Source organism: Pantoea piersonii (genome assembly GCF_003612015.1).
In the GTDB taxonomy this organism is placed as follows: Bacteria; Pseudomonadota; Gammaproteobacteria; order Enterobacterales; family Enterobacteriaceae; genus Pantoea; species Pantoea piersonii.
This window is the reverse complement of sequence record NZ_RARB01000008.1, coordinates 136911-158603: the sequence shown is the minus strand read 5'-3', so window position 1 is coordinate 158603 and position 21693 is coordinate 136911. Positions and strand designations below refer to the sequence as shown.

The 21693-nt window shown below is 59.5% G+C and carries 19 protein-coding genes; 6 read left to right on the top strand and 13 right to left on the bottom strand.

The features are described 5' to 3' along the window. Window positions 1–8: 8 nt before the first annotated feature. The 7 genes from D7S44_RS19250 to D7S44_RS19220 all read right to left on the bottom strand — a co-directional run bounded on the left by D7S44_RS19250 (window position 9) and on the right by D7S44_RS19220 (window position 6094). Window positions 9–998 (bottom strand): ABC transporter ATP-binding protein, encoded by a 990-nt coding sequence (locus D7S44_RS19250; protein ID WP_120457610.1) that lies wholly within the window; start codon window positions 996–998, stop codon window positions 9–11. Continuing rightward, window positions 995–1810: an ABC transporter permease gene (locus tag D7S44_RS19245; protein WP_120457608.1), complete on the bottom strand. Its 816-nt coding sequence runs from the start codon at window positions 1808–1810 to the stop codon at window positions 995–997. Before D7S44_RS19245 ends, D7S44_RS19250 begins: the two co-directional genes overlap by 4 nt. Next, a complete protein-coding gene (locus D7S44_RS19240) occupies window positions 1810–2679 on the bottom strand; it encodes an ABC transporter permease (protein WP_120457606.1) in 870 nt (289 codons plus the stop codon). Before D7S44_RS19240 ends, D7S44_RS19245 begins: the two co-directional genes overlap by 1 nt. Further along, window positions 2679–3701, bottom strand: coding sequence for an ABC transporter substrate-binding protein (locus D7S44_RS19235; RefSeq protein ID WP_120457604.1), 1023 nt, complete (start codon window positions 3699–3701; stop codon window positions 2679–2681). The genes D7S44_RS19240 and D7S44_RS19235 overlap by 1 nt, the downstream gene beginning before the upstream one ends. Then, the gene (locus D7S44_RS19230) at window positions 3680–4717 is read right to left on the bottom strand and encodes a LacI family DNA-binding transcriptional regulator (RefSeq protein ID WP_120457659.1); all 1038 of its coding nucleotides are present in this window, start codon (window positions 4715–4717) and stop codon (window positions 3680–3682) included. Before D7S44_RS19230 ends, D7S44_RS19235 begins: the two co-directional genes overlap by 22 nt. Before the next feature lie 128 nt (window positions 4718–4845). After that, complete coding sequence (locus D7S44_RS19225) at window positions 4846–5454, bottom strand: DsrE family protein (RefSeq protein ID WP_120457601.1); 609 nt, start codon at window positions 5452–5454, stop codon at window positions 4846–4848. Between the two features lie 34 nt (window positions 5455–5488). After that, complete coding sequence (locus D7S44_RS19220; RefSeq protein ID WP_120457599.1) at window positions 5489–6094, bottom strand: DsrE family protein; 606 nt, start codon at window positions 6092–6094, stop codon at window positions 5489–5491. Window positions 6095–6828: 734 nt separating this feature from the next. On the opposite strand from D7S44_RS19220, the gene bepA reads away from it, so the two are divergent. Continuing rightward, window positions 6829–8292, top strand: coding sequence for a beta-barrel assembly-enhancing protease (gene bepA / locus D7S44_RS19215; protein ID WP_120457597.1), 1464 nt, complete (start codon window positions 6829–6831; stop codon window positions 8290–8292). A 6-nt stretch (window positions 8293–8298) separates the two neighbouring features. After that, a complete protein-coding gene (gene arsC, locus D7S44_RS19210; protein ID WP_120457595.1) occupies window positions 8299–8640 on the top strand; it encodes an arsenate reductase (glutaredoxin) in 342 nt (113 codons plus the stop codon). Here arsC and hda read toward each other — a convergent pair. The 3 genes from hda to upp form a co-directional block, all read right to left on the bottom strand. After that, window positions 8637–9338 carry a DnaA inactivator Hda gene (hda, locus tag D7S44_RS19205; protein WP_218834638.1) on the bottom strand — a complete coding sequence of 234 codons (702 nt, stop codon included), beginning with the start codon at window positions 9336–9338 and terminating at the stop codon, window positions 8637–8639. The genes arsC and hda overlap by 4 nt on opposite strands. Window positions 9339–9428: 90 nt before the next feature. After that, window positions 9429–10712: a uracil permease gene (gene uraA, locus D7S44_RS19200; protein ID WP_120457593.1), complete on the bottom strand. Its 1284-nt coding sequence runs from the start codon at window positions 10710–10712 to the stop codon at window positions 9429–9431. A gap of 68 nt (window positions 10713–10780) precedes the next feature. Continuing rightward, window positions 10781–11407 carry a uracil phosphoribosyltransferase gene (upp, locus tag D7S44_RS19195; RefSeq protein WP_120457591.1) on the bottom strand — a complete coding sequence of 209 codons (627 nt, stop codon included), beginning with the start codon at window positions 11405–11407 and terminating at the stop codon, window positions 10781–10783. 238 nt (window positions 11408–11645) lie between these two features. On the opposite strand from upp, the gene purM reads away from it, so the two are divergent. After that, complete coding sequence (gene purM / locus D7S44_RS19190; protein ID WP_120457589.1) at window positions 11646–12686, top strand: phosphoribosylformylglycinamidine cyclo-ligase; 1041 nt, start codon at window positions 11646–11648, stop codon at window positions 12684–12686. After that, on the top strand, window positions 12683–13321 hold the full coding sequence (gene purN, locus D7S44_RS19185; protein WP_120457588.1) for a phosphoribosylglycinamide formyltransferase: 639 nt from the start codon (window positions 12683–12685) through the stop codon (window positions 13319–13321). Before purM ends, purN begins: the two co-directional genes overlap by 4 nt. Before the next feature lie 104 nt (window positions 13322–13425). Here the strand turns inward: purN and pstB are convergent, their stop codons facing one another. From pstB to D7S44_RS19170, 3 genes are read right to left on the bottom strand one after another with little or no spacing between them, the layout of a single operon-like run. Further along, complete coding sequence (gene pstB / locus D7S44_RS19180; protein WP_120457586.1) at window positions 13426–14193, bottom strand: phosphate ABC transporter ATP-binding protein PstB; 768 nt, start codon at window positions 14191–14193, stop codon at window positions 13426–13428. Between the two features lie 12 nt (window positions 14194–14205). Next, on the bottom strand, window positions 14206–15846 hold the full coding sequence (gene pstA, locus D7S44_RS19175; RefSeq protein WP_120457584.1) for a phosphate ABC transporter permease PstA: 1641 nt from the start codon (window positions 15844–15846) through the stop codon (window positions 14206–14208). Continuing rightward, on the bottom strand, window positions 15843–17927 hold the full coding sequence (locus tag D7S44_RS19170) for an ABC transporter permease subunit (RefSeq protein ID WP_120457582.1): 2085 nt from the start codon (window positions 17925–17927) through the stop codon (window positions 15843–15845). The genes pstA and D7S44_RS19170 overlap by 4 nt, the downstream gene beginning before the upstream one ends. Window positions 17928–18078: 151 nt before the next feature. On the opposite strand from D7S44_RS19170, the gene ppk1 reads away from it, so the two are divergent. Both ppk1 and ppx read left to right on the top strand, forming a co-directional pair. Next, window positions 18079–20139, top strand: coding sequence for a polyphosphate kinase 1 (gene ppk1 / locus D7S44_RS19165; RefSeq protein WP_120457580.1), 2061 nt, complete (start codon window positions 18079–18081; stop codon window positions 20137–20139). 3 nt (window positions 20140–20142) lie between these two features. Continuing rightward, the gene (gene ppx, locus D7S44_RS19160) at window positions 20143–21669 is read left to right on the top strand and encodes an exopolyphosphatase (RefSeq protein ID WP_120457578.1); all 1527 of its coding nucleotides are present in this window, start codon (window positions 20143–20145) and stop codon (window positions 21667–21669) included. The last annotated feature ends 24 nt before the right edge of the window (window positions 21670–21693 follow it).

Sequence of the window (21693 nt, the reverse complement as noted above, 5' to 3'; positions counted from 1 at the left end):
AACTCTCCTTAATAACCGGTAAATTCTAGCGCGGCGCGCGGCGCCAGCGTCCAGGTAACGCGTTGCCCGGCGTGCCAGGCTTCCCGCGCATGACGCTCCACCTGAATCGGCGCGGCGAGACCGATATCGATCTGCAAACGCTGCGCGGCGCCTAAAAAAGTGCTGCCGACAATGTAGCCGTGGCGCGCGTAGCGGTTGTCGTCCGCCAGTAAGATATCCTCCGGGCGGCAGAACTGACGCGGCTCGCCGTGGACGTCGGTCTCGACGCAGTTAATCGCGCCGACGAAATCGGCGACGAAGCGCGTCGCCGGCCGCTGGTAAATCGCCTGCGGCGTGTCGATCTGGGCGATACGCCCCTGCTCCATCACCGCGATGCGGTCGCCGAGCGCCATCGCCTCCTGCTGATCGTGCGTGACGTAAACGGCGGTAATCGCGAGCTTTTTCAGCAGCGCACCGATCTCAAGCCGCAGACGCTCGCGCAGTTTGGCGTCAAGTGCCGCCAGCGGCTCGTCGAACAGCAATACTTTCGGCCGCGCGGCCAGGGCACGCGCCAGCGCCACGCGCTGCTTCTGCCCGCCGGAGAGTTTGTCGATAGCGCGGTTCGCCAGCGCGCTGAGATCCACTAGCGCCAGCATCTCTTTCACCCGCGCTTCACGCTCAACACGCGCCACGCCCTGCACTTTCAGGCCGTACTCGACGTTCTGCGCCACGTTCATATTGGGAAACAGCGCGTAGTTTTGAAACACCATGCCGACATTGCGCTTCTCGATCGGCAGCGCGGTGACGTCGCGATCGTCGAACCAGACTTTGCCGCCCTCGTCGCTGCTCTCCAGCCCGCTGATAATGCGCAGCGTGGTGGTTTTGCCGCAGCCGGATGGCCCGAGCAGCACCAGGGTTTCACCGGCGTGAACGGTAAGATCGAGCGGATGCAGCGCGGTATGTTGATGAAAGCGGCGCGAGCAGCCGCGCAGCGTGACGGTAACGGCATCGTTATTCATGCCAGCTCCTTAACAGCGTTTCGCGTCGCCTGGCGCGTCAGCCAGTGATTGCAGGCGTTCAGCATCAGCAACAGCGGTAAAATCATAACGATAAAGATCAGCGTGTAGGCCGATCCCACTTCCAGCCGCATCGAGGCGTAGCTGTCCGCCAGCCCTACCGGCAGCGTTTTCGTCAGCGGCGTATGCAGCATCCAGGTGATATTGAACTCGCCTACCGAGAGCGTAATTACCATAAACGCGCCCGCCAGGATGCCGTTGCGGCAGTTGGGCACCACAACGGTGAAAAAACGACGCCAGAATCCGGCCCCCAGGCTGGCGGCCGCCTCTTCAAGGCGCGGCAGCTGAATCGCCTGCATCACCGCCAGCACCGGACGGATCATAAAGGGCAGCGTAAAGAGCACGTGGCCGATCAAAATAAACAGCCAGCTGTCGCGCAGGCCGTTAAACCGACCATAGAGCAGAATAATGCCGAGCGCGGTAGCCAGACCCGGCAGCGCTACCGGCAGCATCAGACACTCTTCGATGCGGGCGGACCAGCGCGGCGGCGCCTTCAGCAAACCCCAGGCAGCGGGCAGCCCGATCGCGACGGTAATAGCCAGGCAGCAGAGCGCAATCAGCAGCGACAGCCAGAAGGTATCGGCGTACAGCTCCCATACCTGTCCGACCCACTTCAGCGTCAGGCCGCTGCGCAGGCCGATAAAGTAGTTCTCCGTGACGCCCGCCAGCATCGACAGCACCACCGGCACGATCATAAACAGCGCCGTCAGCGTGGTAATGCCGGCCTGCAGATAAAACAGCGTACGACGTTTCATCACGCTTCCTCTCCCGACGCCCGCGTCAGGGCGCGCGCCAGCATCAGGCCCAGCCAGGCTACTGCCCCCATAACCACCGACAGCGCCGCAGCGGTGGCGAAGTTGGCGTAGTTGGTGAACTCGCCGTAAATAGTCAGCGGCAATACGCTAAGGCTGGTGCCCAGCGTAAACGCGGTGCCGAAGGCGCCCATGCTGGTGGCGAAGCAGAGCGCGCCGCTGGAAAGCAGCGCCGGCTTCAGTCCCGGCACGATGACGTCCCAGGTAATGCGCCACTGACTGGCACCCAGCGAACGCGCCGCCTCTTCCAGCGAGCGATCCAGTTTTTCGCTCGCCGCCACCAGCGTGACGATGGCGCGCGGCAGCGAAAAATAGAGGTAGCCGATAAAGAGGCCGCTGAGCGAATAGGCGAGCGTCCAGCGCTCGTGAAACAGGCTCATGCTCAGCTGCGCCAGCACGCCCTGGCGGCCCGCCAGCATCACCACCAGGAATCCCACCACAACGCCGGGAAAGGCGAGCGGAAAGGTCAGCAGCGCCAGCAGCGTGCCGCGCCCGGCGAAGCGCTGACGCGCCAGAAAACAGCCGACCACGGCGGCGATCAGCAGCGTCATCAGCGTCACCGCCAGCGACAGCAGCACAGTGTTGAGCAGGCTTTGCAGATACTGCGGCTGGCTAATGACCGTCCAGTAGCCGCTCTGCTGCGTGGTGCGGTCGGGCGTGACGCCGATCTGCAGCAGACGCGCAAAAGGCAGCAGCCAGAAGGCGGCAAAAAACAGCAGCGCGGGCAGCAGCATCCAGGGCCAGCGCGCGCCCTGATGCGCCCGACGGCGCAGGGCCGTCGGCGCGCGGCTGCGGGTATCCAGCAGCGACATTAACGGATCTCGCTCAGGTAGCGGGCGGAAAAGGCTTTCTGCGCATCGGCCATCTGCTGGTAGTCAACAGTCTGGGCGCGGGCGTAGTCGCTGTCAGGCAGGAACTTCGCCTTCGCCTCGGCGGACATCGCCGACGGGCGCACCGGGCGCAGATAGGCATTAGCCCAGATAGCCTGCCCTTTATCCGAGAGCACATAGTCGATCACTTTTTTGCCGTTGGCTTCGTGCGGCGCGTTCTTCACCAGGCTGATGACGTAAGGCACCGTTACCGTGCCCTCTTTCGGGATCACAAAGGCGACGTTGGCATGGTCTTTATATTTTGCGCGGTAGGCGTTGAAGTCGTAGTCGAGCAGAATCGGGATCTCGCCTGAAATCAGGCGCGCATAGGCGGTCTGCTTTGGAACGATCGGCTGATTGACCTGCAGCTTTTTGAACCAGCTGAGCGCCGGAGTAAAGTCCTGCATGGTGCCGCCTTTCGCCTGGTTCACCGCCACGGCGGCGACATAGCCAACAAAGGCGCTGGAGGGGTCAAGATAGCCCACCATACCTTTATATTCCGGCTTGAGCAGATCATCCCAGGATTGAGGCACCGGCGCGCCGCCCAGCGCATCGACATTGACCATAAAGCCCATGGTGCCGGAGTGCAGCGCCACCCACTTGCCGTCGGGATCTTTCATGCCTGCCGGGATCGTATCCCAGTGCGCCGGTTTGTAGTCGGCGATCACGCCAGTGCCCGCCGCCTGGATGCCAAAGCTTACGCCGTAATAGACCACGTCGGCGACCGGATTGCTCTTCTCGGCAACCATCTGCGCCAGCGCCTGGCCGGAGTTTTTATTGTCCTGCGGCACCTGAATGCCGGTGTCGCGCGCGATGGCTTTCAGCTGCGTTCCCCAGTCCGCCCATTCCGGCGGGCAGTTGTAGCAGATCGCGCTTTCCGCCGCGTGGGCGGTCTGGCTCGCCATACCGCATGCAGCCAGCAGCGCCGCAGCGGTTAACATTTTCATTTTATTGTGCGTTGACATGTGGATTCCCTGGAGTTGACGAAAGTAGAGCGCGGCGCGGGCGCGATGCTCTCGCCCAACCGCAGGTGGTGTGCCAGCATGCGGGGCCCGCCGCTGGATTGTTGTAAAAGCATATCGATAGCGCATGCGCCAAGCAGATCGCTGGGCTGCACTACCGAGGCAAGCGACGGTGAAAGATGTTCGCCGGTTTCAATGCCGTCGAAGCCCATAATTGAGAGCTGAGTTGGCACCTGAACGCCTGCGCGTGCGGCGGCACCCATCAGGCTGATGGCCAGCAGGTCGTTACTGCAGATCACCGCCGTCAGCGGATTTGCACCCTGCAGACGTGGCCGCAGCTGCTGAAAATCGGAGCGCGTATGGCTCGGCATCTCAATCAGCGGAAAGGGTTTCAGCCCCGCCTGCTGCATCGCATCGCAGTAGCCGAGAAAGCGCTGCTGCGCGCGATCGGACTGCCAGACCGGCCCGGTAACCATGCCGATATGACAATGGCCCAGCGTCAGCAAATGTTCAGTGGCTTCTGCCATCGCGCGGCGGTTATCAACGCAGACGCTCGGCCAGCCCGCGCTCTGCGGCACGTTATGCGCCAGCACAAACGGCATCTGCGCCGCGGCAAGCGTTGGCAGCACGGCGCTGCGATCCGCGTCGGCCACCGTCAACACCAGCCCGGCGACGCGCTGACGCAGCATATGCTCCACAATCGCCGCTTCGCGCTCGGCCTGATAGTCGCTGGTGGCGACCAGCAGGCCAAATCCGGCCAGTCGCGCCTGTCGCTCCATCGCCTGAAGCTGCTGCGCAAATACCGGGTTTAACAGCGAGGGCAGCAATACGCCAAGCGTGGTGGAGCTTTGGGTGCGCAGCTGACGCGCAATATGGTTGGGCCGGAAGCCAAGCTGGTCGGAAGCCGCCAGCACGCGCTGCAGCGTACTCTCTTTCAGCAAATGGGGATCGGAGAAGGCGCGCGCCGCCGTGGCGCGAGAAACGCCCGCCAGTTTCGCTACGCTGACTAAATCCGTCATTTTTCCCCCTCAATACGCTGATGAGAACGATCTCATTGGCGCTCAAAGTAAAGGGGTTGTATGACAGAACAATCGCAGCGGGATGACGAACAGATGACAGCGGCGCGCGGCCGCTGTCAGAGAGAGGTTTACAGCATCAGGAAGGCGTAGCCTTCGTTTTGCAGCGTTGCGACGGTGGTGCCGCTGGAGATGGTGTGGGTAACGCGCTGATCGATCCACTCGCGCTGCAGGTTGTGGAAAGCCACCGACTGGTCGCAAATCGACACCTTCACGCCCGCTTTTTCCAGCTCGTCGATCAGCTTAAGGTTCGGGTTGTCCACGCCGTACGCTTTGTGGAACTGCTCGTTGTTCAGCGCCGCCGACACCGCATCGCTGTTGATCGATACCACGAAATTCAGCTGATTCAGCGGCACGCCTGCGGCGTAATAGAGGTTAGTCACGCGGGCAACGCGCTCCAGCCCCAGGTTCGGCTTACGAATATCGCCTTCACTGCGGTTAATCTGGAACACGATTTTATTGCTCAGGCCCGGTACGGTGCCTGGCTTATAAGCGGGCGTATCGACATAGTGAATTTTGCCGTAGCCTTCAATCGCGGGCGTACTCCAGAAATCTGCTGGCTGCGTGTTGTTATCGGCGAATTTGCCGCTTACTTTTTCATATAATTCCGGCAGCTGTAACACATTGCCGCCAATAAAACCGGCTATAGCCGCCACCACAATATAGGCCGCTGGACGCATCGTTATTCTCCTGCTTGTTATTTTCAAAGTGTGATTACATCTGTAGCCATGCGTAACCCTGGTTCTCCAGGGTTGAGACCGTGGTCGGGCTGGAAAGCGCATGGACAACTGATTTATCGATCCAGTCGTTGGGGTAATGGTGGAAAGCCACCGACTGGTCGCAGACGGAGACCTTCACGCCCAGCTTATTCAGCTCGCCGATAAGCTTGAGGTTGGGATTGTCTACGCCATAAAACTGTTTGAAATGGGCGTTATCCAGCATCGCTGGCGTTGCGTCACCCGTCACCGAGACCACGAATTTCAGATCTTCGGCGGGCACGCCGGAGGCGACATAGAGATTGACCACGCGCGCTACGCGCTCCAGGCCAAGGTTAACGTCGGTCATCTCGCCGTCGCTGCGGGTGATCTGGAAAACGATTTTATTGCTCAGGCCCGCGACCGGTTTAAAGGCGGCATCCGGCTCGTAGTGGATCTTTCCGTAGCCTTCGACGGCAGGTGTGCTCCAGAAGCCTTCGGGATCGCTGGGTTTGGCGGCGAAGTGGTTAACGACCTTTTGATAGAGCGCGCCGCTCTGGGTAACGCCCGCGCCAACAGCACCGCCAATAATGGCGATGAGCGCGTAAGATACAGCTGAACGCATAAATTATCTCCGGACAACAGCGTAGGGCTGATTCACATCCTGAATCGGGTGAGCTATCTATACCACAGCCCCGGCGTGGCAAAAGGGTGCGGCGCTGAGCCGCTGCGCCCTATTAATTTCAAATGAAATTATTAATTCACCAGCTTAATAAAGGAGTTTGATGGCGCTGCGTGTACAGCTCTGTATTGAGGTGGATCGATATAAAAGAGAAGAGGCAAGGAGAATAAAAAGGTCTGGGGTAAATAACGGGCCAGCGATTAATGTTGTTCAAAAGACTAGCGCTATTTCACAATAAAAATTATTGATTTTCACTTTCACTCCCCAGCGCTTTTTCGGCTGTTTTTTTCAGAGTAAGCCTGGAAAAAAACATGCCACATTCAATTTTTTTGAGCAAATTTACATATCTTTAATCGAGAGAGGGATCAGGAGCCCACTGATTCAACTGGAGAAAGCGCCTTTTACAGGCTCGTGAATAAAAGCGTTCGCTGCTACAGCGCGATTATGCTGGCGATGCGGCGTACCAGCGTCAATGCGCGTCGTGTTTTTTAATGAAAGCTTGCCAGCCGTTAATATTCAATTTTTTGCTGCAAAAGCACTGTTACGGCCTCCGTTAATGGCGGAGCAGACCGTTTCTTTCTCTCAAGGCTCTGGTTAAGATAGACGCGACGCGTCTTTTACCCTGAAAAAGCACAATGTACTTTCCAGGCCTCTGAGTTTCTCTACAGGATCCAGGCATGTTGAACCGGTTAAAGAAAACGCTACTCGCCGCGCTGCTTCCCACGCTGATGCTGATGCCGCACGCGCCTGCCTGGGCTGACGTCAGCGACTCGCTGCCTGATATGGGCACAACCGCGGGCTCGACGCTCTCTATCGGCCAGGAGATGCAGATGGGCGACTTTTATGTGCGTCAGCTGCGTGCCAGCGCGCCCTTGATTAACGATCCCCTGCTCAATCAGTATATTAACCAGCTCGGCCAGCGGCTGGTCGCCCATGCCGACTCGGTAAAGACGCCCTTTCACTTTTTTCTGATCCAGAACGACGAGCTTAACGCCTTCGCCTTTTTTGGCGGCAACGTGGTGCTGCACGCCTCGCTGTTTCGTTTTACCGAGAATGAGAGCCAGCTCGCCTCGGTAATGGCGCATGAAATCTCTCACGTCACCCAGCGCCATCTGGCGCGCGCAATGGAAGATCAGAAGCGCAACGCGCCTTTGACCTGGGTCGGCGCGCTGGGATCGATTTTGCTGGCGATGGCCAGTCCGCAGGCGGGCATGGCGGCGCTTACCGGTACGCTGGCGGGTACGCAGCAGGGCATTATCAGCTTTACCCAAGGCAATGAACAGGAGGCCGATCGCATCGGCATTCAGGTGCTGCAACGCGCCGGATTCGACCCCGAAGCGATGCCGAATTTTTTACAGAAGCTGGCCGATCAGAGCCGCTTCTCCTCGAAACCGCCGGAAATCCTGCTGACGCACCCCTTGCCGGACAGCCGCCTGGCGGATGCGCGCAACCGCGCCAACCAGATGCGCCCGGTGGTAGTGCAGTCCTCGCAGGATTACTACATGGCGAAAGTGCGCGCGCTCGGCATGTACGCCACCGGCCGCAACCAGCTTACCGACGAGCTGCTGGATGAGTATGGCCGCGGCAATAGCCGCCAGCAGCAGGCGGCGCAGTACGGCAAAGCGGTGCAGTTTTTACAGGCGAAAAGTTTCGCCAGCGCGAAAAAGATCATTGAGCCGCTGCTGGCGAAGCAGCCCGATAACATCTGGTTTCTCGATATTATGACCGATATCGATATCGGTCTGAACCAGCCGCAGCAGGCGATCGCGCTGCTTAACGCCGCAGGTGGCGCAAAAAACAGCCCGGTGGTGCAGCTTAACCTGGCGAACGCTTACGTCGAGGCGAAACAGCCCGCTAACGCCAGCCGCATTCTTAACCGCTATACCTGGTCGCATCCTGACGACCCCAACGGCTGGGATCTGCTGGCGCAGGCGTCAGCGCAGCAGGGACTCAATGACGAAGAGATGTCGGCGCGCGCCGAGACGCTGGCGCTTAACGGTCAGCTCGATCAGGCGATCACCGCCCTGAGCAGCGCCAGCGCGCAGGTGCCTGTCGGCAGCCTGAAGCAGGCGCGCTACGACGCGCGAATTGACCAGCTGCGCCAGTTGCAGAGCCGTTTTAAACAGTATCAAAAAGGATAAACGCCGATGGTCACTCTTTATCACAACCCGCGCTGCAGTAAGAGCCGCGAAACACTGGCGCTGCTGGAGGCGCAGGGCATCGAGCCGGAAATCGTGCGCTATCTGGAGACCCCGCCAGATCGCGAAACGCTGCAAATCCTGCTGCAAAAACTCGGTCTGAGCAGCGCCCGTCAGCTAATGCGCACCAAAGATGAGCTCTATAAAACGCTGCGGCTGGAAAACGCCAGCGAAAGCGAACTGCTTGACGCGCTGGCGTCGCACCCGGCCCTGCTGGAGCGGCCCGTGGTCGTCAATGGCGATCGGGCGCGAGTCGGCCGTCCGCCGGAAGCGGTGCTGGCGATCCTTTAAAGACCGAGCGTCTCTTTTACGAAGGGAATGGTGAGTTTGCGCTGCGCGCTGATGGAGGCGTGATCGAGACGATCCAGCGTATCGAACAGCGTGCGCATTTCGCGATCGAGGCGTTTCAGCAGGAAGCGCCCCACGTCCTCTGGCAGCTCAAATCCTCGCATGCCGGCGCGCAGTTGTAGCGCCTGCAGTTTATCTTCATCGCTCAGCGGTTGCAGCCGGTAGATCTGGCCCCAGTCGAGGCGCGACGCCAGATCGGGCAGATTAAGATTAAGCTGCCGCGGCGGCCGATCGCCGGTGATCAGCAGTCGGGTTTTGCCCGTTTCCAGGATGCGGTTATAGAGATCGAAGATCGCCATTTCCCACGCCTCTTCTCCCGCGATGCATTCGATATTGTCGATGCAGACCAGCGCCAGATGCTCCATGCCGTCCAGCACGTCCGGCACAAACCAGGTCCGTTTATCCAGCGGCACATAGCCGACCGCTTCGCCGCGCGCCGACATCTCCGCGCACGCGGCGTGCAGCAGATGACTGCGGCCTCCGCCTTCGCGCGACCAGAAATAGAGATAGCTGCCGTGTTGCTGATTGAGGGCGCCTTTGAGCGCGGCAATAAGGGACGGGTTTTCTCCCGGCCAGAAGCTGGCGAAAGTTTCGTCGTCCGGTAAATAAAGTGGCAGTGACAGTTGTGCCGGCGTGTTCAGAAGCACCTCAAAGAGAACAGGCAAAAAACGGGGCAAGTCTACCACAGTTTTCGCCGGGAGAGGATAACGGGCGTCCCTGCCCGCAGGGGCTTAGTGACCGCCCTTCTCTTCAGCGTCCAGCACTACTTCCTCCGGACGCAGCAGCGAAATAACGCGGAAAATCAGCGCCAGCAGCACGCCGACCAGCGTCGCCAACGCCATGCCTTTCAGCTCGGCGGCGCCGATATACACTTTCGCTCCGCTGACGCCGATGATCAGGATAACGGAGGTCAGGATCAGGTTTTGCGCCTTGCTGTAATCGACCTTCGATTCAATCAGCACGCGGATGCCCGACGCGCCAATCACACCATAAAGCAGCAGCGAGACGCCGCCCATGACCGGCACCGGGATCGCCTGAATTGCCGCCGCCAGTTTGCCGACGCACGACAGCAGGATAGCGATGATCGCCGCGCCGCCGATTACCCAGGTGCTGTAGACGCGGGTAATCGCCATAACGCCGATATTTTCGCCGTAGGTGGTATTCGGCGTCGAGCCGAAGAAGCCAGAGATGACGGTTGAAAGACCGTTCGCGAACATTGAGCGGTGCAGGCCGGGATCGCGGATCAGATCTTTTTTCACGATATTCGCGGTTACGACCAGATGCCCGACATGTTCAGCGATGACCACCAGCGCAGCGGGCAGAATCGTCAGCATCGCCGCCCATTCGAAACGCGGCGTATAGAAGGTCGGCAGCGCGAACCAGGGCGCGTTATAGACCGGCGTCCAGTCGACGATGCCCATTGCGAAAGAGAGCGCATAGCCCACGACCACGCCGACCAGGATAGGGATAATGGCGAGGAAACCACGAAACAGCACCGAGCCGAAAACCGTCACCGCCAGCGTCACCAGCGAAATGATTATCGTCGTGCTGTCGGCGCTGCTCCCTTCCGCCGGCAGCAGACCCGCCATATTGGCCGCCACGCCCGCCAGCTCCAGCCCGATAACCGCCACGATTGCGCCCATCGCCGCCGGCGGGAACATCACGTCGATCCAGCCGGTACCCGCCTTTTTCACAATCAGCGCGACGATACAGAACAGCACACCGCACAGGATAAAACCGCCCAGCGCCAGCTCATAGCCCAGCGGCAACAGCAGCAGCACCGGCGAGATAAAGGCGAAGCTGGAGCCGAGATAGGCGGGGATTTTGCCTTTACAGATAAAAAGATAAAGCAGCGTGCCGACGCCGTTGAACAGCAGCACCGTTGCCGGGTTGATATGGAACAAGATCGGCACCAGCACCGTCGCGCCGAACATAGCGAAGAGATGTTGCAGGCTGAGCGGTATGGTTTGCAGTAACGGCGGGCGTTCGCTAACGCCAATGGCGCGACGAGTCATCATTTATCCCCTTAAAAGGTTGTGTTTTTTTGCCAAAAAAAAGCCGACTCTCTGGTCGGCTGATTCAGTTATTTAGTCCCGAAAATTTTGTCGCCGGCATCGCCCAGCCCCGGAATGATATAGCCCTTTTCATTGAGTCCATGATCGACTGAAGCGGTGTAGAGCTCCACGTCCGGATGCGCCTTCTCCAGCGCGGCGATCCCTTCCGGCGCGGCAACCAGAACCAGCACTTTAATGCTGGTGCAGCCCGCTTTCTTCAGCAGATCGATAGTGGCGATCATCGAGCCACCCGTTGCCAGCATCGGGTCGACCACCAGCGCCAGACGCTCTTCGATATTGGAAACCAGCTTCTGGAAGTAAGGCACCGGCTCCAGCGTCTCTTCATCGCGGTAGACCCCGACCACGCTAATACGCGCGCTCGGCACATGCTCAAGCACCCCTTCCATCATCCCCAGACCGGCGCGCAAAATCGGCACTACGGTGATTTTTTTACCTTTGATTTGATCGATTTCCACCGGGCCGTTCCAGCCTTCGATGGTGACGCGCTCGGTTTCCAGATCGGCGGTGGCTTCGTAGGTCAGCAGGCTGCCGACTTCCGACGCCAGCTCGCGGAAGCGCTTCGTACTGATATCGTGCTCACGCATCAGGCCCAGTTTATGTTTGACCAGCGGGTGTTTGACTTCCACGATCTTCATTGGTGTTCTCCCGGAATGAGTTGAGCTAAAAAAAATCGCGGGATTATACCGCCTTTTCGCAAGCGCGCCATATGTCGTTGCGCAAAGAGGGAAACTTTAGATCCTGCATTCAAGGATTGATGAAAATCGTCCGGCGCGCAATTTGACCAGGCAATGGGGCTCGCAAACGTTTGCCTGCGCTGTTAGAATTGCCGCGCTTTTTGTTAACCACCAACCGCAATCGCGTGGGGATTCCGCAGTGACCGACAAGACCTCTCTCAGCTACAAAGACGCCGGCGTTGATATCGATGCTGGTAATGCTCTGGTTGACCGTATTAAAGGCGTAGTGAAAAAGACTCGCCGCCCGGAAGTGATGGGTGGGCTGGGCGGTTTCGGCGCACTTTGCGCGCTGCCGCAGAAATATCGCGAGCCGGTGCTGGTCTCCGGAACCGACGGCGTCGGCACCAAGCTGCGTCTGGCGATGGATCTGAAGCGCCATGACGCTATCGGTATCGATCTGGTCGCCATGTGCGTGAACGATCTGGTGGTTCAGGGCGCGGAACCGCTGTTTTTCCTCGACTATTACGCTACCGGCAAGCTGGACGTCGAGACCGCCTCTTCCGTTATCACCGGCATCGCCGAGGGCTGCCTGCAGTCCGGCTGCGCGCTGGTCGGCGGCGAAACCGCAGAAATGCCGGGCATGTACCACGGCGAAGATTATGACGTGGCCGGTTTTTGCGTCGGCGTGGTCGAGAAATCGGAAATTATCGACGGGTCAAAAGTGCAGGACGGCGACGTGCTGATCGCGCTGGGCTCCAGCGGCCCGCACTCCAACGGTTATTCGCTGGTGCGCAAAATCCTCGAGGTGAGCCAGACCGATCCGCAGACTAAGCAGCTGGACGGCAAACCGCTGGCGGATCATCTGCTGGCGCCGACCCGCATCTATGTGAAAAATATCCTGAGCCTGATCGAGCAGGTCGATGTCCATGCGATTGCCCACCTGACCGGCGGCGGCTTCTGGGAAAATATTCCGCGCGTACTGCCGGATAATACCCAGGCGATTATCGACGAGAAGAGCTGGGAATGGCCTGCCGTCTTTAACTGGCTACAGCAGGCAGGCAACGTCAGCCGTCACGAGATGTACCGCACCTTTAACTGCGGCGTGGGCATGGTGATCGCGCTAAGCGCCACCGAAGCGGATAAAGCGGTCGAGCTGATGCGCGCTGCAGGCGAGAAAGCCTGGAAAATCGGCGTGATTAAAGCTTCAGATGCGGAAGAGCGCGTGGTTATTAACGCATGAAAAAGCTGGTTGTGCTGATTTCCGGCAACGGAAGCAATCTTCAGTCCATCCTCGACGCCTGCGCAAGCGGGCGTATTAACGGCAGCGTCGCTGCCGTTTTCAGTAATAAATCGACCGCTTTCGGCCTGACGCGCGCGCGCGAGGCGGGCGTGCCGACCCATACGCTGGCGGCCAGCCATTTTCCCGACCGCGAAGCCTTTGATCGCCAGCTGATGCAGGAGATCGACGCCTACGCGCCCGATCTGGTGGTGCTGGCGGGCTATATGCGCATTCTGAGCAGCGCCTTTGTCGCTCACTATCAGGATCGCCTGCTGAATATTCATCCTTCGCTGCTGCCGAAATACCCCGGCCTGCATACCCATCGTCAGGCGCTGGAGAATGGCGACGCCGAACACGGCACGTCCGTGCACTTCGTCACTGACGAACTGGACGGCGGTCCCGTCGTGCTGCAGGCCAGCGTGCCGGTCTTCCCCGGCGACAATGAAGATGAGATCACCGCGCGCGTGCAGCATCAGGAGCATGCAATCTATCCGCTGGTGATTAGCTGGTTTGTCGAGGGACGTTTAGCGATGCGCGAAGGCAAGGCCTGGCTGGATAATCAGCCGCTCCCGCCGCAGGGCTATGCGCACGACTAACAGATACCGAGCCGTTGCCAACAGGCGGCTCGCAAAGTTACACGCAGGCGTCCCGCGTCAGGGACGCCTTAAACGCTTTTGCAATGGGCTGATGTCACCCTCCGCTAGCCGTAGCGTCCGGTAATGTAATCCTCAGTGCGTCGGTTGCGCGGCGAGGTAAAAATGCGATCCGTTTCATCAAACTCCACCACCGCGCCCTGATGCATAAAGGCGGTGTAGTCGGAGACGCGCGACGCCTGCTGCATATTGTGAGTGACCAGCACCAGCGTAAAATGCTGCTTCAGCGTGGTCATCAGCTCCTCAATCACCAGCGTAGAGATGGGATCGAGCGCCGAGGTCGGCTCATCCAGCAGCAACACCTCCGGTTCGATAGCAATGGCGCGGGCGATGACCAGACGCTGCTGCTGACCGCTGGAAAGCGTCAGGGCGTTCTGCCCCAGCTGATCTTTTACTTCGCTCCACAGCGCCGCCGCGCGCAGCGCGCGTTCGCACGCCTCGTTCAGCACCCGTCTGTCGCGCACGCCCTGCAGCCGCAGGCCATAAATCACATTCTCATAAATCGATTTGGGAAACGGATTGGGCCGCTGAAACACCATGCCGATACGACGCCGCAGCGCCGACAGATCCTGCGACGGCTGCATAATGGCGTGGTCGCCCAGCAGAATCTCGCCCTCAATGCGGCAGCTATCCACCACGTCGTTCATGCGGTTAAAACAGCGCAGCAGCGTCGATTTGCCGCAGCCGGACGGCCCAATCAGTGCGGTAATGCGCTTCTCAGGAATACGCAGCGAAATATCGTGCAGCGCCTGACGCTCGCCATACCACAACGAAAGGTGGTTTAGCGTCAGCGCCGTTTCGGTATCAGGCATCATAGTCATCATCTTTTATTGGGTCATCAGGCGATAGCGTTCGCGCAGCCGATGGCGCAGCGCCATCGCCAGCAGGTTGAGCGACAGGATAATCACCACCAGCAACAGCGCCGTAGCGTACACCAGCGGACGATCGGCTTCGACATTGGGGCTCTGAAAGGCGAGATCGTAAATCTGGAAGCCGAGGTGCATAAACTTGCGGTCGAGATGCAGATAAGGAAAGACCGCATCGACCGGCAGCTCCGGCACCATTTTAACCACGCCTACCAGCATCAGCGGCGCGGTCTCTCCCGCCGCGCGCGCCACCGCTAAAATCAGGCCGGTCAGCATCGCGGGAAGCGCCATCGGCAGCACGACATGCCACAGCGTCTCCGCCTGGGTCGCGCCCAGCGCCAGCGAGCCTTGGCGCAGCGAGTCGGGGATACGCGACAATCCCTCTTCAGTGGCGACAATCACCACCGGCAGCGTCAGCAGCGCCAGCGTCAGCGACGCCCACAGCAGCCCCGGCGTGCCGAACGTGGGATTAGGCAACGAACGGGAAAAGAAGAGCTGATCGAGCGTGCCGCCTGCCAGCCAGACAAAAAAGCCCAGCCCGAAAACGCCATATACAATCGACGGCACGCCCGCCAGATTCACCACTGCAATGCGCACCAGCCGCGTCAGGGTGTTGCGACCCGCATATTCATGCAGCCAGATGGCGGCGATGACGCCAAACGGCATCACCACCAGCGACATCAGCAGCACCATCAGTACGGTGCCGAAAATTGCCGGAAAAGCACCGGTTTCGCTTTCGCCGTCCGCGGGTGAATCGCTGACAAAATGCCAGATCTGACGCAGCGTGTGCGTGAGCTTTTGCAGCGCGTTCATGCCGTTGGGACGCCACGCCTCAACCACCTGCGCCAGCGGAATGACATGTTCGCGATCCTGCGCGTCGCGCAGAATCAACACGTCGCGCTGGCTCTCGCGTTGCAAGTCGGCCAGCTGGCTGCTGAGCCGGGCGAAACGGCGCTGCAGCGCCGCCTGGTTGGCCTCGAACTCCGACAGCGCGCGCGTATCGAACTGCTGCTGCTGCCGTAGCCGATCGGCGCGCGCATCCAGCGCCGCCAGCTGGTCGTTGAGGCGCGTCAGATCGACGTGACGAATGCGGTTGATTTTATGCAGTAGCGCGCGCACCTGATCCAGCCGCTGGTGCAGCAGCGCATCGGGATCGCGCGCCGTCAGCGCCTCGTTATCTTCGCGCAGTCCGGCAAACCAGCCGTAGGCGTTGCCGCCGCTGCGTCTCTGCAGCACCATCACCTCTTTCGGCTGGCTGACATGCAGCGCCTCACGCGCATAGATCACGCGGAAATCGGGCGCATCCCAGTCACGGTTGCCGGTTTTGATCAGGTAACGATGGACCTGGCTTACCGGCGGCAACGCATCATTTTCCGCCGCTGGCGCGGGGAAATGCGGCTGATGCTCAAGGGTTTCGCCCAGCAGCGCCGTCGGCTGGCCGCCGGGCTGCGTCAGCTGGTAGAGATCGACGCGCTGCGGCCAGAAGGCGCGTACTCCCTGCCATGCCAGCAGCGCAATCATCAGGGTAAAAGCCAGCAGACAGACGCCGACCGCGCCTGCGGTCAGCCAGCGCCAGCGGTCATTTTGTCGCATCGCCTTCATGCCTGGCCCTCGTGCTGGCTGTATCGCTGGCGCAAGCGCTGACGGATCAGCTCGGCCAGCGTGTTAATAATCAGGGTAAAGACCAGCAGCATCAGCGCGCTGAGAAACAGGATTCTGTAGTGCGCACTGCCTGCCGCCGCCTCCGGCATCTCAATGGCGATGTTAGCGGAAAGCGCGCGCAGCCCGGAAAAAAGACCGCCCTGGCTCTGCGGCGTGTTGCCGGTCGCCATTAGCACGATCATGGTTTCCCCTACCGCGCGGCCAAAGCCAATCATCAGCGCGGCGAAAATCCCGGCCGACGCGCCAGGCAGCACCACCCGCGTCAGGGTCTGCCACGGCGTCGCGCCCAGCGCCAGCGACCCCTGCCCCAGCGCCGCGGGCACGCTGAACAGCGCATCCTCCGAGAGGGTAAAAATCAGCGGCACCAGCGCGAAACCCATCGCCAGACCGGCAACCAGCAGGTTGCGCTGTTCGTAGTGCGGCAGCCATTCCGCAGCGTCGCGCATCAGGAACGTCGGGATAATCAGCGTAGCCAGCGTCACAATCAGCAGTAACGGCAGCAGCAGCATGACTTCGCGCCCCGGCTGACGCCAGCGCGGCGGCAGATGCCGGCTGAGCGCGCCGCAGATAAGCAGCGTCGCCGCCAGCGTCAGCGGCAGCAGCAATACGCCGAGCAGCGCCTGGCTGATATGCGGCGCCAGCCACAGTCCGGCGATAAGCCCAATAACTACGCTGGGCAGTGCACCCATCATCTCGATCGCCGGCTTGACCCAGCGTCGCAAGCCCGGCGCCATAAACCAGGCGGTATACATAGCGGCCGCCAGCGCCAGCGGCGTGGCGAACAGCAGCGACAGCGCCGCCGCTTTTAGCGTGCCGGTAACCATCGGCATAAAGCTGAACTTCGCCTGATAGCTGTCTGCAGCGTTAGTGGACTGCCAGACCCAGTCCGGCGCGGGATAGTTTTCATACCAGATTTTTTGCCAGAAGCTGCGCCAGCTGACGTCCGGCCAGGGATTGTCGAGACGCAAAACCTGCCAGCTGCCGGCGCGCTCCAGCAGCAGCGCGTCGCCGCGCGGCGAGAAGGCGGCACTTTCTATTCCAGGCGCAAGCTGGCGTTGCAGGACAGGGCCAGGCTGCTTGCTGGCGAACAGTTTCAGCGCGCCGCCGGGTTCCAGCGTGGCGAAGACGCGGCGCTGCGTTTCCGTGACGATATCTGCGGTCGGACTGCTCCCGGCGAAAGTGCGAATTTCATGCAGGCGCGGCCCTACCGCTCCGGCGATAGCGAACCACTGGGTGACGCCGCGGCCATCCTGAATCAACAGGCTCCGCCCGCCCGCCAGCAGATGCAGGCTACGCGGCGTCTGCGCCAGCGTCACCGTTTCGCGCAATGTTGCGCGATCGTCGTCGAGCTGCCAGACGCGCAGCACATTGCCCTCGCTGGCATAGAGCAGATCGCCCTGCGGCGACAAAAGCAGATGATCGGCATGCGCCTGCGGCAACTCGATGATGCGCGGTGCCTGCTGAGGCGCCAGCGTCAATACGCGCAGCCCCGCGTCGGTCAACACGCTGACACGCCATTTGGTTTCGTTTAGCGCCGCCAGCGCCATCGCTTTTATCGCGCCGTCCGGCAGCCGCAAAGGCGTATCGCCGAGCGGATAGCGCCATGCGCCGTCTACCGGCTGCAGCAGCGTCAGCGCGCCCTGTGCGTTAAGCAGCAGCGTGCGCTGGTCGGCGCTGCTGACCGCCTGTTGCGGCGCCGGACGCAGCATCAGCGGCGTTTCCGCGGGCTGACCGTTAAGCGGAATAAAGCGCGCCGCGCCATCCTGTCCGATCCGCCAGCCCCGATCGCCCTGATTTCCCACTATCAGCGCGGGCTCGCTATCCCACAGCCGCTGCGCGGCCTGGGGATGCACGCCCGGCGCGGCGAAGAGCGGCAGTACCACCCAAATCAACCAGAAAAAGAGCAGCAGCATCAGCAGTAAAATAGCGATGCCGCAGGATGTGACCAGACGCCGCGTAAAACGGTCGATAGCGCGGCGGCGGCGGTCGCTGAAGTTGACGGGAATATGCTTTAGGCTCATGCGGCTCTGAATGAGATCGGTAGTAAGCCGCTATGTTGCCCGTAGCTGGTTGATAAGACAACTATTGACGTTGGACAAGGTTGCCATACTCTCGCCATAATGATGACGGACACTGGTTCTTTAAGTCCTGCGAACGCGATATGGAGTCAGAATGGGTCAGGAAAAGCTGTATATAGAAAAAGAATTAAGCTGGTTATCCTTCAACGAGCGCGTTTTACAAGAGGCGGCGGACAAAACTAACCCGTTAATTGAGCGCATGCGTTTTCTCGGGATTTATTCCAATAACCTTGATGAGTTTTACAAAGTACGCTTTGCCGATCTTAAGCGTCGCATCCTGATTGGCGAAGAACAGGGATCGCCCGGCCTGCCGCGCCATCTGCTGAAGAAAATTCAGCAGCGCGTCATGAAGTCGGAACAGGAATTCGACGGTCTCTATAACGAACTGCTGCTGGAACTGGCGCGCAACCAAATCTTTTTGATTAACGAGCGCCAGCTTTCACCTAATCAGCAGGTGTGGCTGCGTCACTATTTCAAACACGATTTGCGTCAGCACATCACGCCGATCCTTATTAATCACGACACCGATCTCACCGAATTCTTAAAAGATGACTACACCTACCTGGCGGTAGAGATCATCCGCGGCGATGAGATTCGCTATGCGCTGCTGGAGATCCCCTCCGATAAGGTTCCGCGCTTCGTTAACCTGCCCGCCGAATCGCCGCGCCGCCGCAAGCCGATGATCCTGCTGGATAACATTCTGCGTTACTGTCTCGACGATATCTTTAAAGGGTTCTTCGATTACGATGCGCTGAACGCCTACTCGATGAAGATGACGCGCGATGCGGAATACGATCTGGTCACGGAGATGGAGTCGAGCCTGCTGGAGCTGATGTCTTCCAGCCTCAAGCAGCGTCTGACCGCCGAGCCAGTGCGTTTTGTCTATCAGCGTGATATGCCTGACGCCATGGTAGAGCTGCTGTGTAATAAGCTGACCATCTCCAACTACGATTCGATCGTGCCGGGCGGCCGCTACCATAACTTTAAAGATTTTATCGGCTTTCCGGACGTCGGCAAAAGCAACCTGGTCAACCGTCCGCTGCCGCAGATCCGCCATATTGGCTTTGATGGCTTCCGTAACGGCTTCGACGCCATTCGCGATCGCGACATTCTGCTCTATTACCCCTACCACACCTTTGAGCATGTGCTGGAGCTGCTGCGTCAGGCCTCCTTTGACCCGAGCGTGCTGGCGATCAAAATCAACATCTATCGCGTCGCGAAGCATTCGCGCATTATGGATGCGATGATGCACGCCGCCTATAACGGCAAGAAGGTCACCGTTGTGGTGGAGCTGCAGGCGCGTTTCGACGAAGAGGCCAATATTTTGTGGGCCAAACGTTTAACCGAAGCGGGCGTGCACGTTATTTTCTCTGCGCCAGGCCTGAAGATTCACGCCAAGCTGTTTCTTATCTCACGCAGAGAAGGCGACGAAGTGGTGCGCTATGCCCATATCGGCACCGGCAACTTTAACGAGAAAACCGCGCGCCTTTATACCGACTATTCGCTGCTGACCGCCGATGCGCGCATCACCAACGAAGTGCGCCGGGTGTTTAACTTTATTGAAAACCCTTATCGTCCGGTGAGCTTTGAGCACCTGATGGTGTCGCCGCAGAACTCGCGTCAGATGCTCTACCAGCTTGTCGATGCGGAAATCGCCAACGCGCAGCAGGGTCGCCCGAGTGGCATTACGCTGAAAATTAATAACCTGGTGGATAACGGTCTGGTCGATCGTCTCTATGCGGCATCCGGCGCGGGCGTGAAGGTCAATCTGCTGGTACGCGGCATGTGTTCGCTCATTCCTGATTTGCCTGGGATCAGTGAAAATATTCGCGTGATCAGTATCGTTGATCGCTATCTCGAGCACGATCGCGTCTATATTTTCGAAAACGGCGGCGACAAAAAAGTCTTTCTCTCTTCCGCTGACTGGATGACGCGTAATATCGATCATCGTATCGAGGTCGCTGTCGCGATCCTCGATCCGCGCGTGAAACAACGCATTCTGGACATTATCGCTATTCTGTTTAGTGATACGGTGAAAGCGCGTATCGTTGATAAAGAGTTGGGGAACCGCTATGTTCCGCGCGGCAATCGTCGTAAGGTCCGCTCTCAACTGGCGATTTATGATTACATCAAGAAACTGGAACAGCCTGAATAATCTATGCCCATTTCTCATAAAAGTACGCCGAGACCGCAAGAATTTGCGGCAATCGATCTTGGCTCAAACAGCTTTCATATGGTCATCGCGCGCGTGGTCGACGGCGCTATGCAGGTGCTTGGTCGTCTGAAGCAGCGCGTACATCTGGCTGACGGTCTGGACAGCAAAAATCGCCTGAGCGAAGAGGCGATGGAGCGCGGGCTGAGCTGCCTGGCGCTGTTCGCCGAACGTTTGCAGGGTTTCAGCGCGAGCAACGTCACCATTGTCGGCACCCATACCTTGCGCCAGGCGGTAAACGCGGAGGAGTTTCTGCAGCGCGCGGCGGAGGTTATCCCCTACCCTATCGAGGTCATTTCCGGTCATGAAGAGGCGCGCCTGATTTTTATGGGCGTCGAACATACGCAGCCGGAGAAAGGACGCAAGCTGGTGATCGACATCGGCGGCGGCTCGACCGAACTGGTGATCGGCGAAAACTTCGAGCCGCAGCTGGTTGAAAGCCGCCGCATGGGCTGCGTCAGTTTCGCCCAGCTCTACTTCCCCAACGGTGAAATCAGCCGCGAAAACTTCCGCCGCGCGCGCCTTGCGGCGACGCAAAAGCTGGAAACGCTGGCGTGGCAGTATCGCCTGCACGGCTGGCAGTACGCGCTCGGCGCGTCAGGCACCATCAAGGCGGCGTGCGAAGTGCTGCAGGCGATGGGCGAAAAAGAGAAAATGATCACGCCAGAGCGGCTGGACATGCTCTATGACGAGGTTATGAAGCATAAATCTTTCAGCGCGCTGAGCCTGCCGGGCCTCTCTGAAGAGCGTAAATCGGTGTTCGTGCCGGGGCTGGCGATTATCTGCGGCGTGTTCGACGCGCTGGCGATTCGCGAGCTGCGCCTCTCTGACGGCGCGCTGCGCGAAGGCGTCCTCTACGAGATGGAGGGCCGCTTCCGCCATCAGGATATCCGCAGCCGTACGGCGCAGAGCCTGGCGAACCATTACGCCATCGACAACGATCAGGCGCGTCGCGTGCTGGATACCACCGATCAGCTCTATCTGCAGTGGCGCGATCAGAATCCCAAGCTGGCGAACCCGCAGCTGGCGGCGCTGTTGAAGTGGGCAGCGATGCTGCATGAAGTCGGACTGACCATTAACCACAGCGGCATGCAGCGCCACTCTGCCTATATTCTGCAAAACACTAACCTGCCCGGTTTTAACCAGGATCAGCAAACGCTGCTGGCTGCGCTGGTACGCTTCCATCGCAAAGCCGTCAAGGTCGAAGATCTGCCGCGCGTCACGCTGTTCAAGAAAAAACAGTTCCTGCCGCTGCTGTTTCTGTTGCGCCTTGGCACCTTACTCAATAATCAGCGTCAGGCGACTACGCGACCCGATTCGCTCAAGCTGACCACCGATGAGGGGCACTGGACGCTGACGTTCCCGGCGGGCTATTTCAGCCAGAACAATCTGGTACAGCTCGATCTGGAGCGTGAACAGACCTACTGGACTGAGGTCACCGGCTGGAAACTGACGCTGGAAGAAGAAGCCTGAGGAGGTGGGCGCCTGCGCCCACGT

What these genes read in the sequence shown, in the direction of transcription:
- ppx (WP_120457578.1), top strand. Translation starts at nt 20,143, where the DNA reads ATGCCCATTTCTCATAAAAGTACGCCGAGACCGCAAGAATTTGCGGCA.
- pstB (WP_120457586.1), bottom strand. Translation starts at nt 14,193, where the DNA reads ATGATGCCTGATACCGAAACGGCGCTGACGCTAAACCACCTTTCGTTG.
- upp (WP_120457591.1), bottom strand. Translation starts at nt 11,407, where the DNA reads ATGAAGATCGTGGAAGTCAAACACCCGCTGGTCAAACATAAACTGGGC.
- D7S44_RS19240 (WP_120457606.1), bottom strand. Translation starts at nt 2,679, where the DNA reads ATGTCGCTGCTGGATACCCGCAGCCGCGCGCCGACGGCCCTGCGCCGT.
- D7S44_RS19245 (WP_120457608.1), bottom strand. Translation starts at nt 1,810, where the DNA reads ATGAAACGTCGTACGCTGTTTTATCTGCAGGCCGGCATTACCACGCTG.
- pstA (WP_120457584.1), bottom strand. Translation starts at nt 15,846, where the DNA reads ATGAAGGCGATGCGACAAAATGACCGCTGGCGCTGGCTGACCGCAGGC.
- D7S44_RS19220 (WP_120457599.1), bottom strand. Translation starts at nt 6,094, where the DNA reads ATGCGTTCAGCTGTATCTTACGCGCTCATCGCCATTATTGGCGGTGCT.
- D7S44_RS19225 (WP_120457601.1), bottom strand. Translation starts at nt 5,454, where the DNA reads ATGCGTCCAGCGGCCTATATTGTGGTGGCGGCTATAGCCGGTTTTATT.
- D7S44_RS19235 (WP_120457604.1), bottom strand. Translation starts at nt 3,701, where the DNA reads ATGTCAACGCACAATAAAATGAAAATGTTAACCGCTGCGGCGCTGCTG.
- D7S44_RS19230 (WP_120457659.1), bottom strand. Translation starts at nt 4,717, where the DNA reads ATGACGGATTTAGTCAGCGTAGCGAAACTGGCGGGCGTTTCTCGCGCC.
- D7S44_RS19250 (WP_120457610.1), bottom strand. Translation starts at nt 998, where the DNA reads ATGAATAACGATGCCGTTACCGTCACGCTGCGCGGCTGCTCGCGCCGC.
- bepA (WP_120457597.1), top strand. Translation starts at nt 6,829, where the DNA reads ATGTTGAACCGGTTAAAGAAAACGCTACTCGCCGCGCTGCTTCCCACG.
- ppk1 (WP_120457580.1), top strand. Translation starts at nt 18,079, where the DNA reads ATGGGTCAGGAAAAGCTGTATATAGAAAAAGAATTAAGCTGGTTATCC.
- D7S44_RS19170 (WP_120457582.1), bottom strand. Translation starts at nt 17,927, where the DNA reads ATGAGCCTAAAGCATATTCCCGTCAACTTCAGCGACCGCCGCCGCCGC.
- purN (WP_120457588.1), top strand. Translation starts at nt 12,683, where the DNA reads ATGAAAAAGCTGGTTGTGCTGATTTCCGGCAACGGAAGCAATCTTCAG.
- uraA (WP_120457593.1), bottom strand. Translation starts at nt 10,712, where the DNA reads ATGACTCGTCGCGCCATTGGCGTTAGCGAACGCCCGCCGTTACTGCAA.
- arsC (WP_120457595.1), top strand. Translation starts at nt 8,299, where the DNA reads ATGGTCACTCTTTATCACAACCCGCGCTGCAGTAAGAGCCGCGAAACA.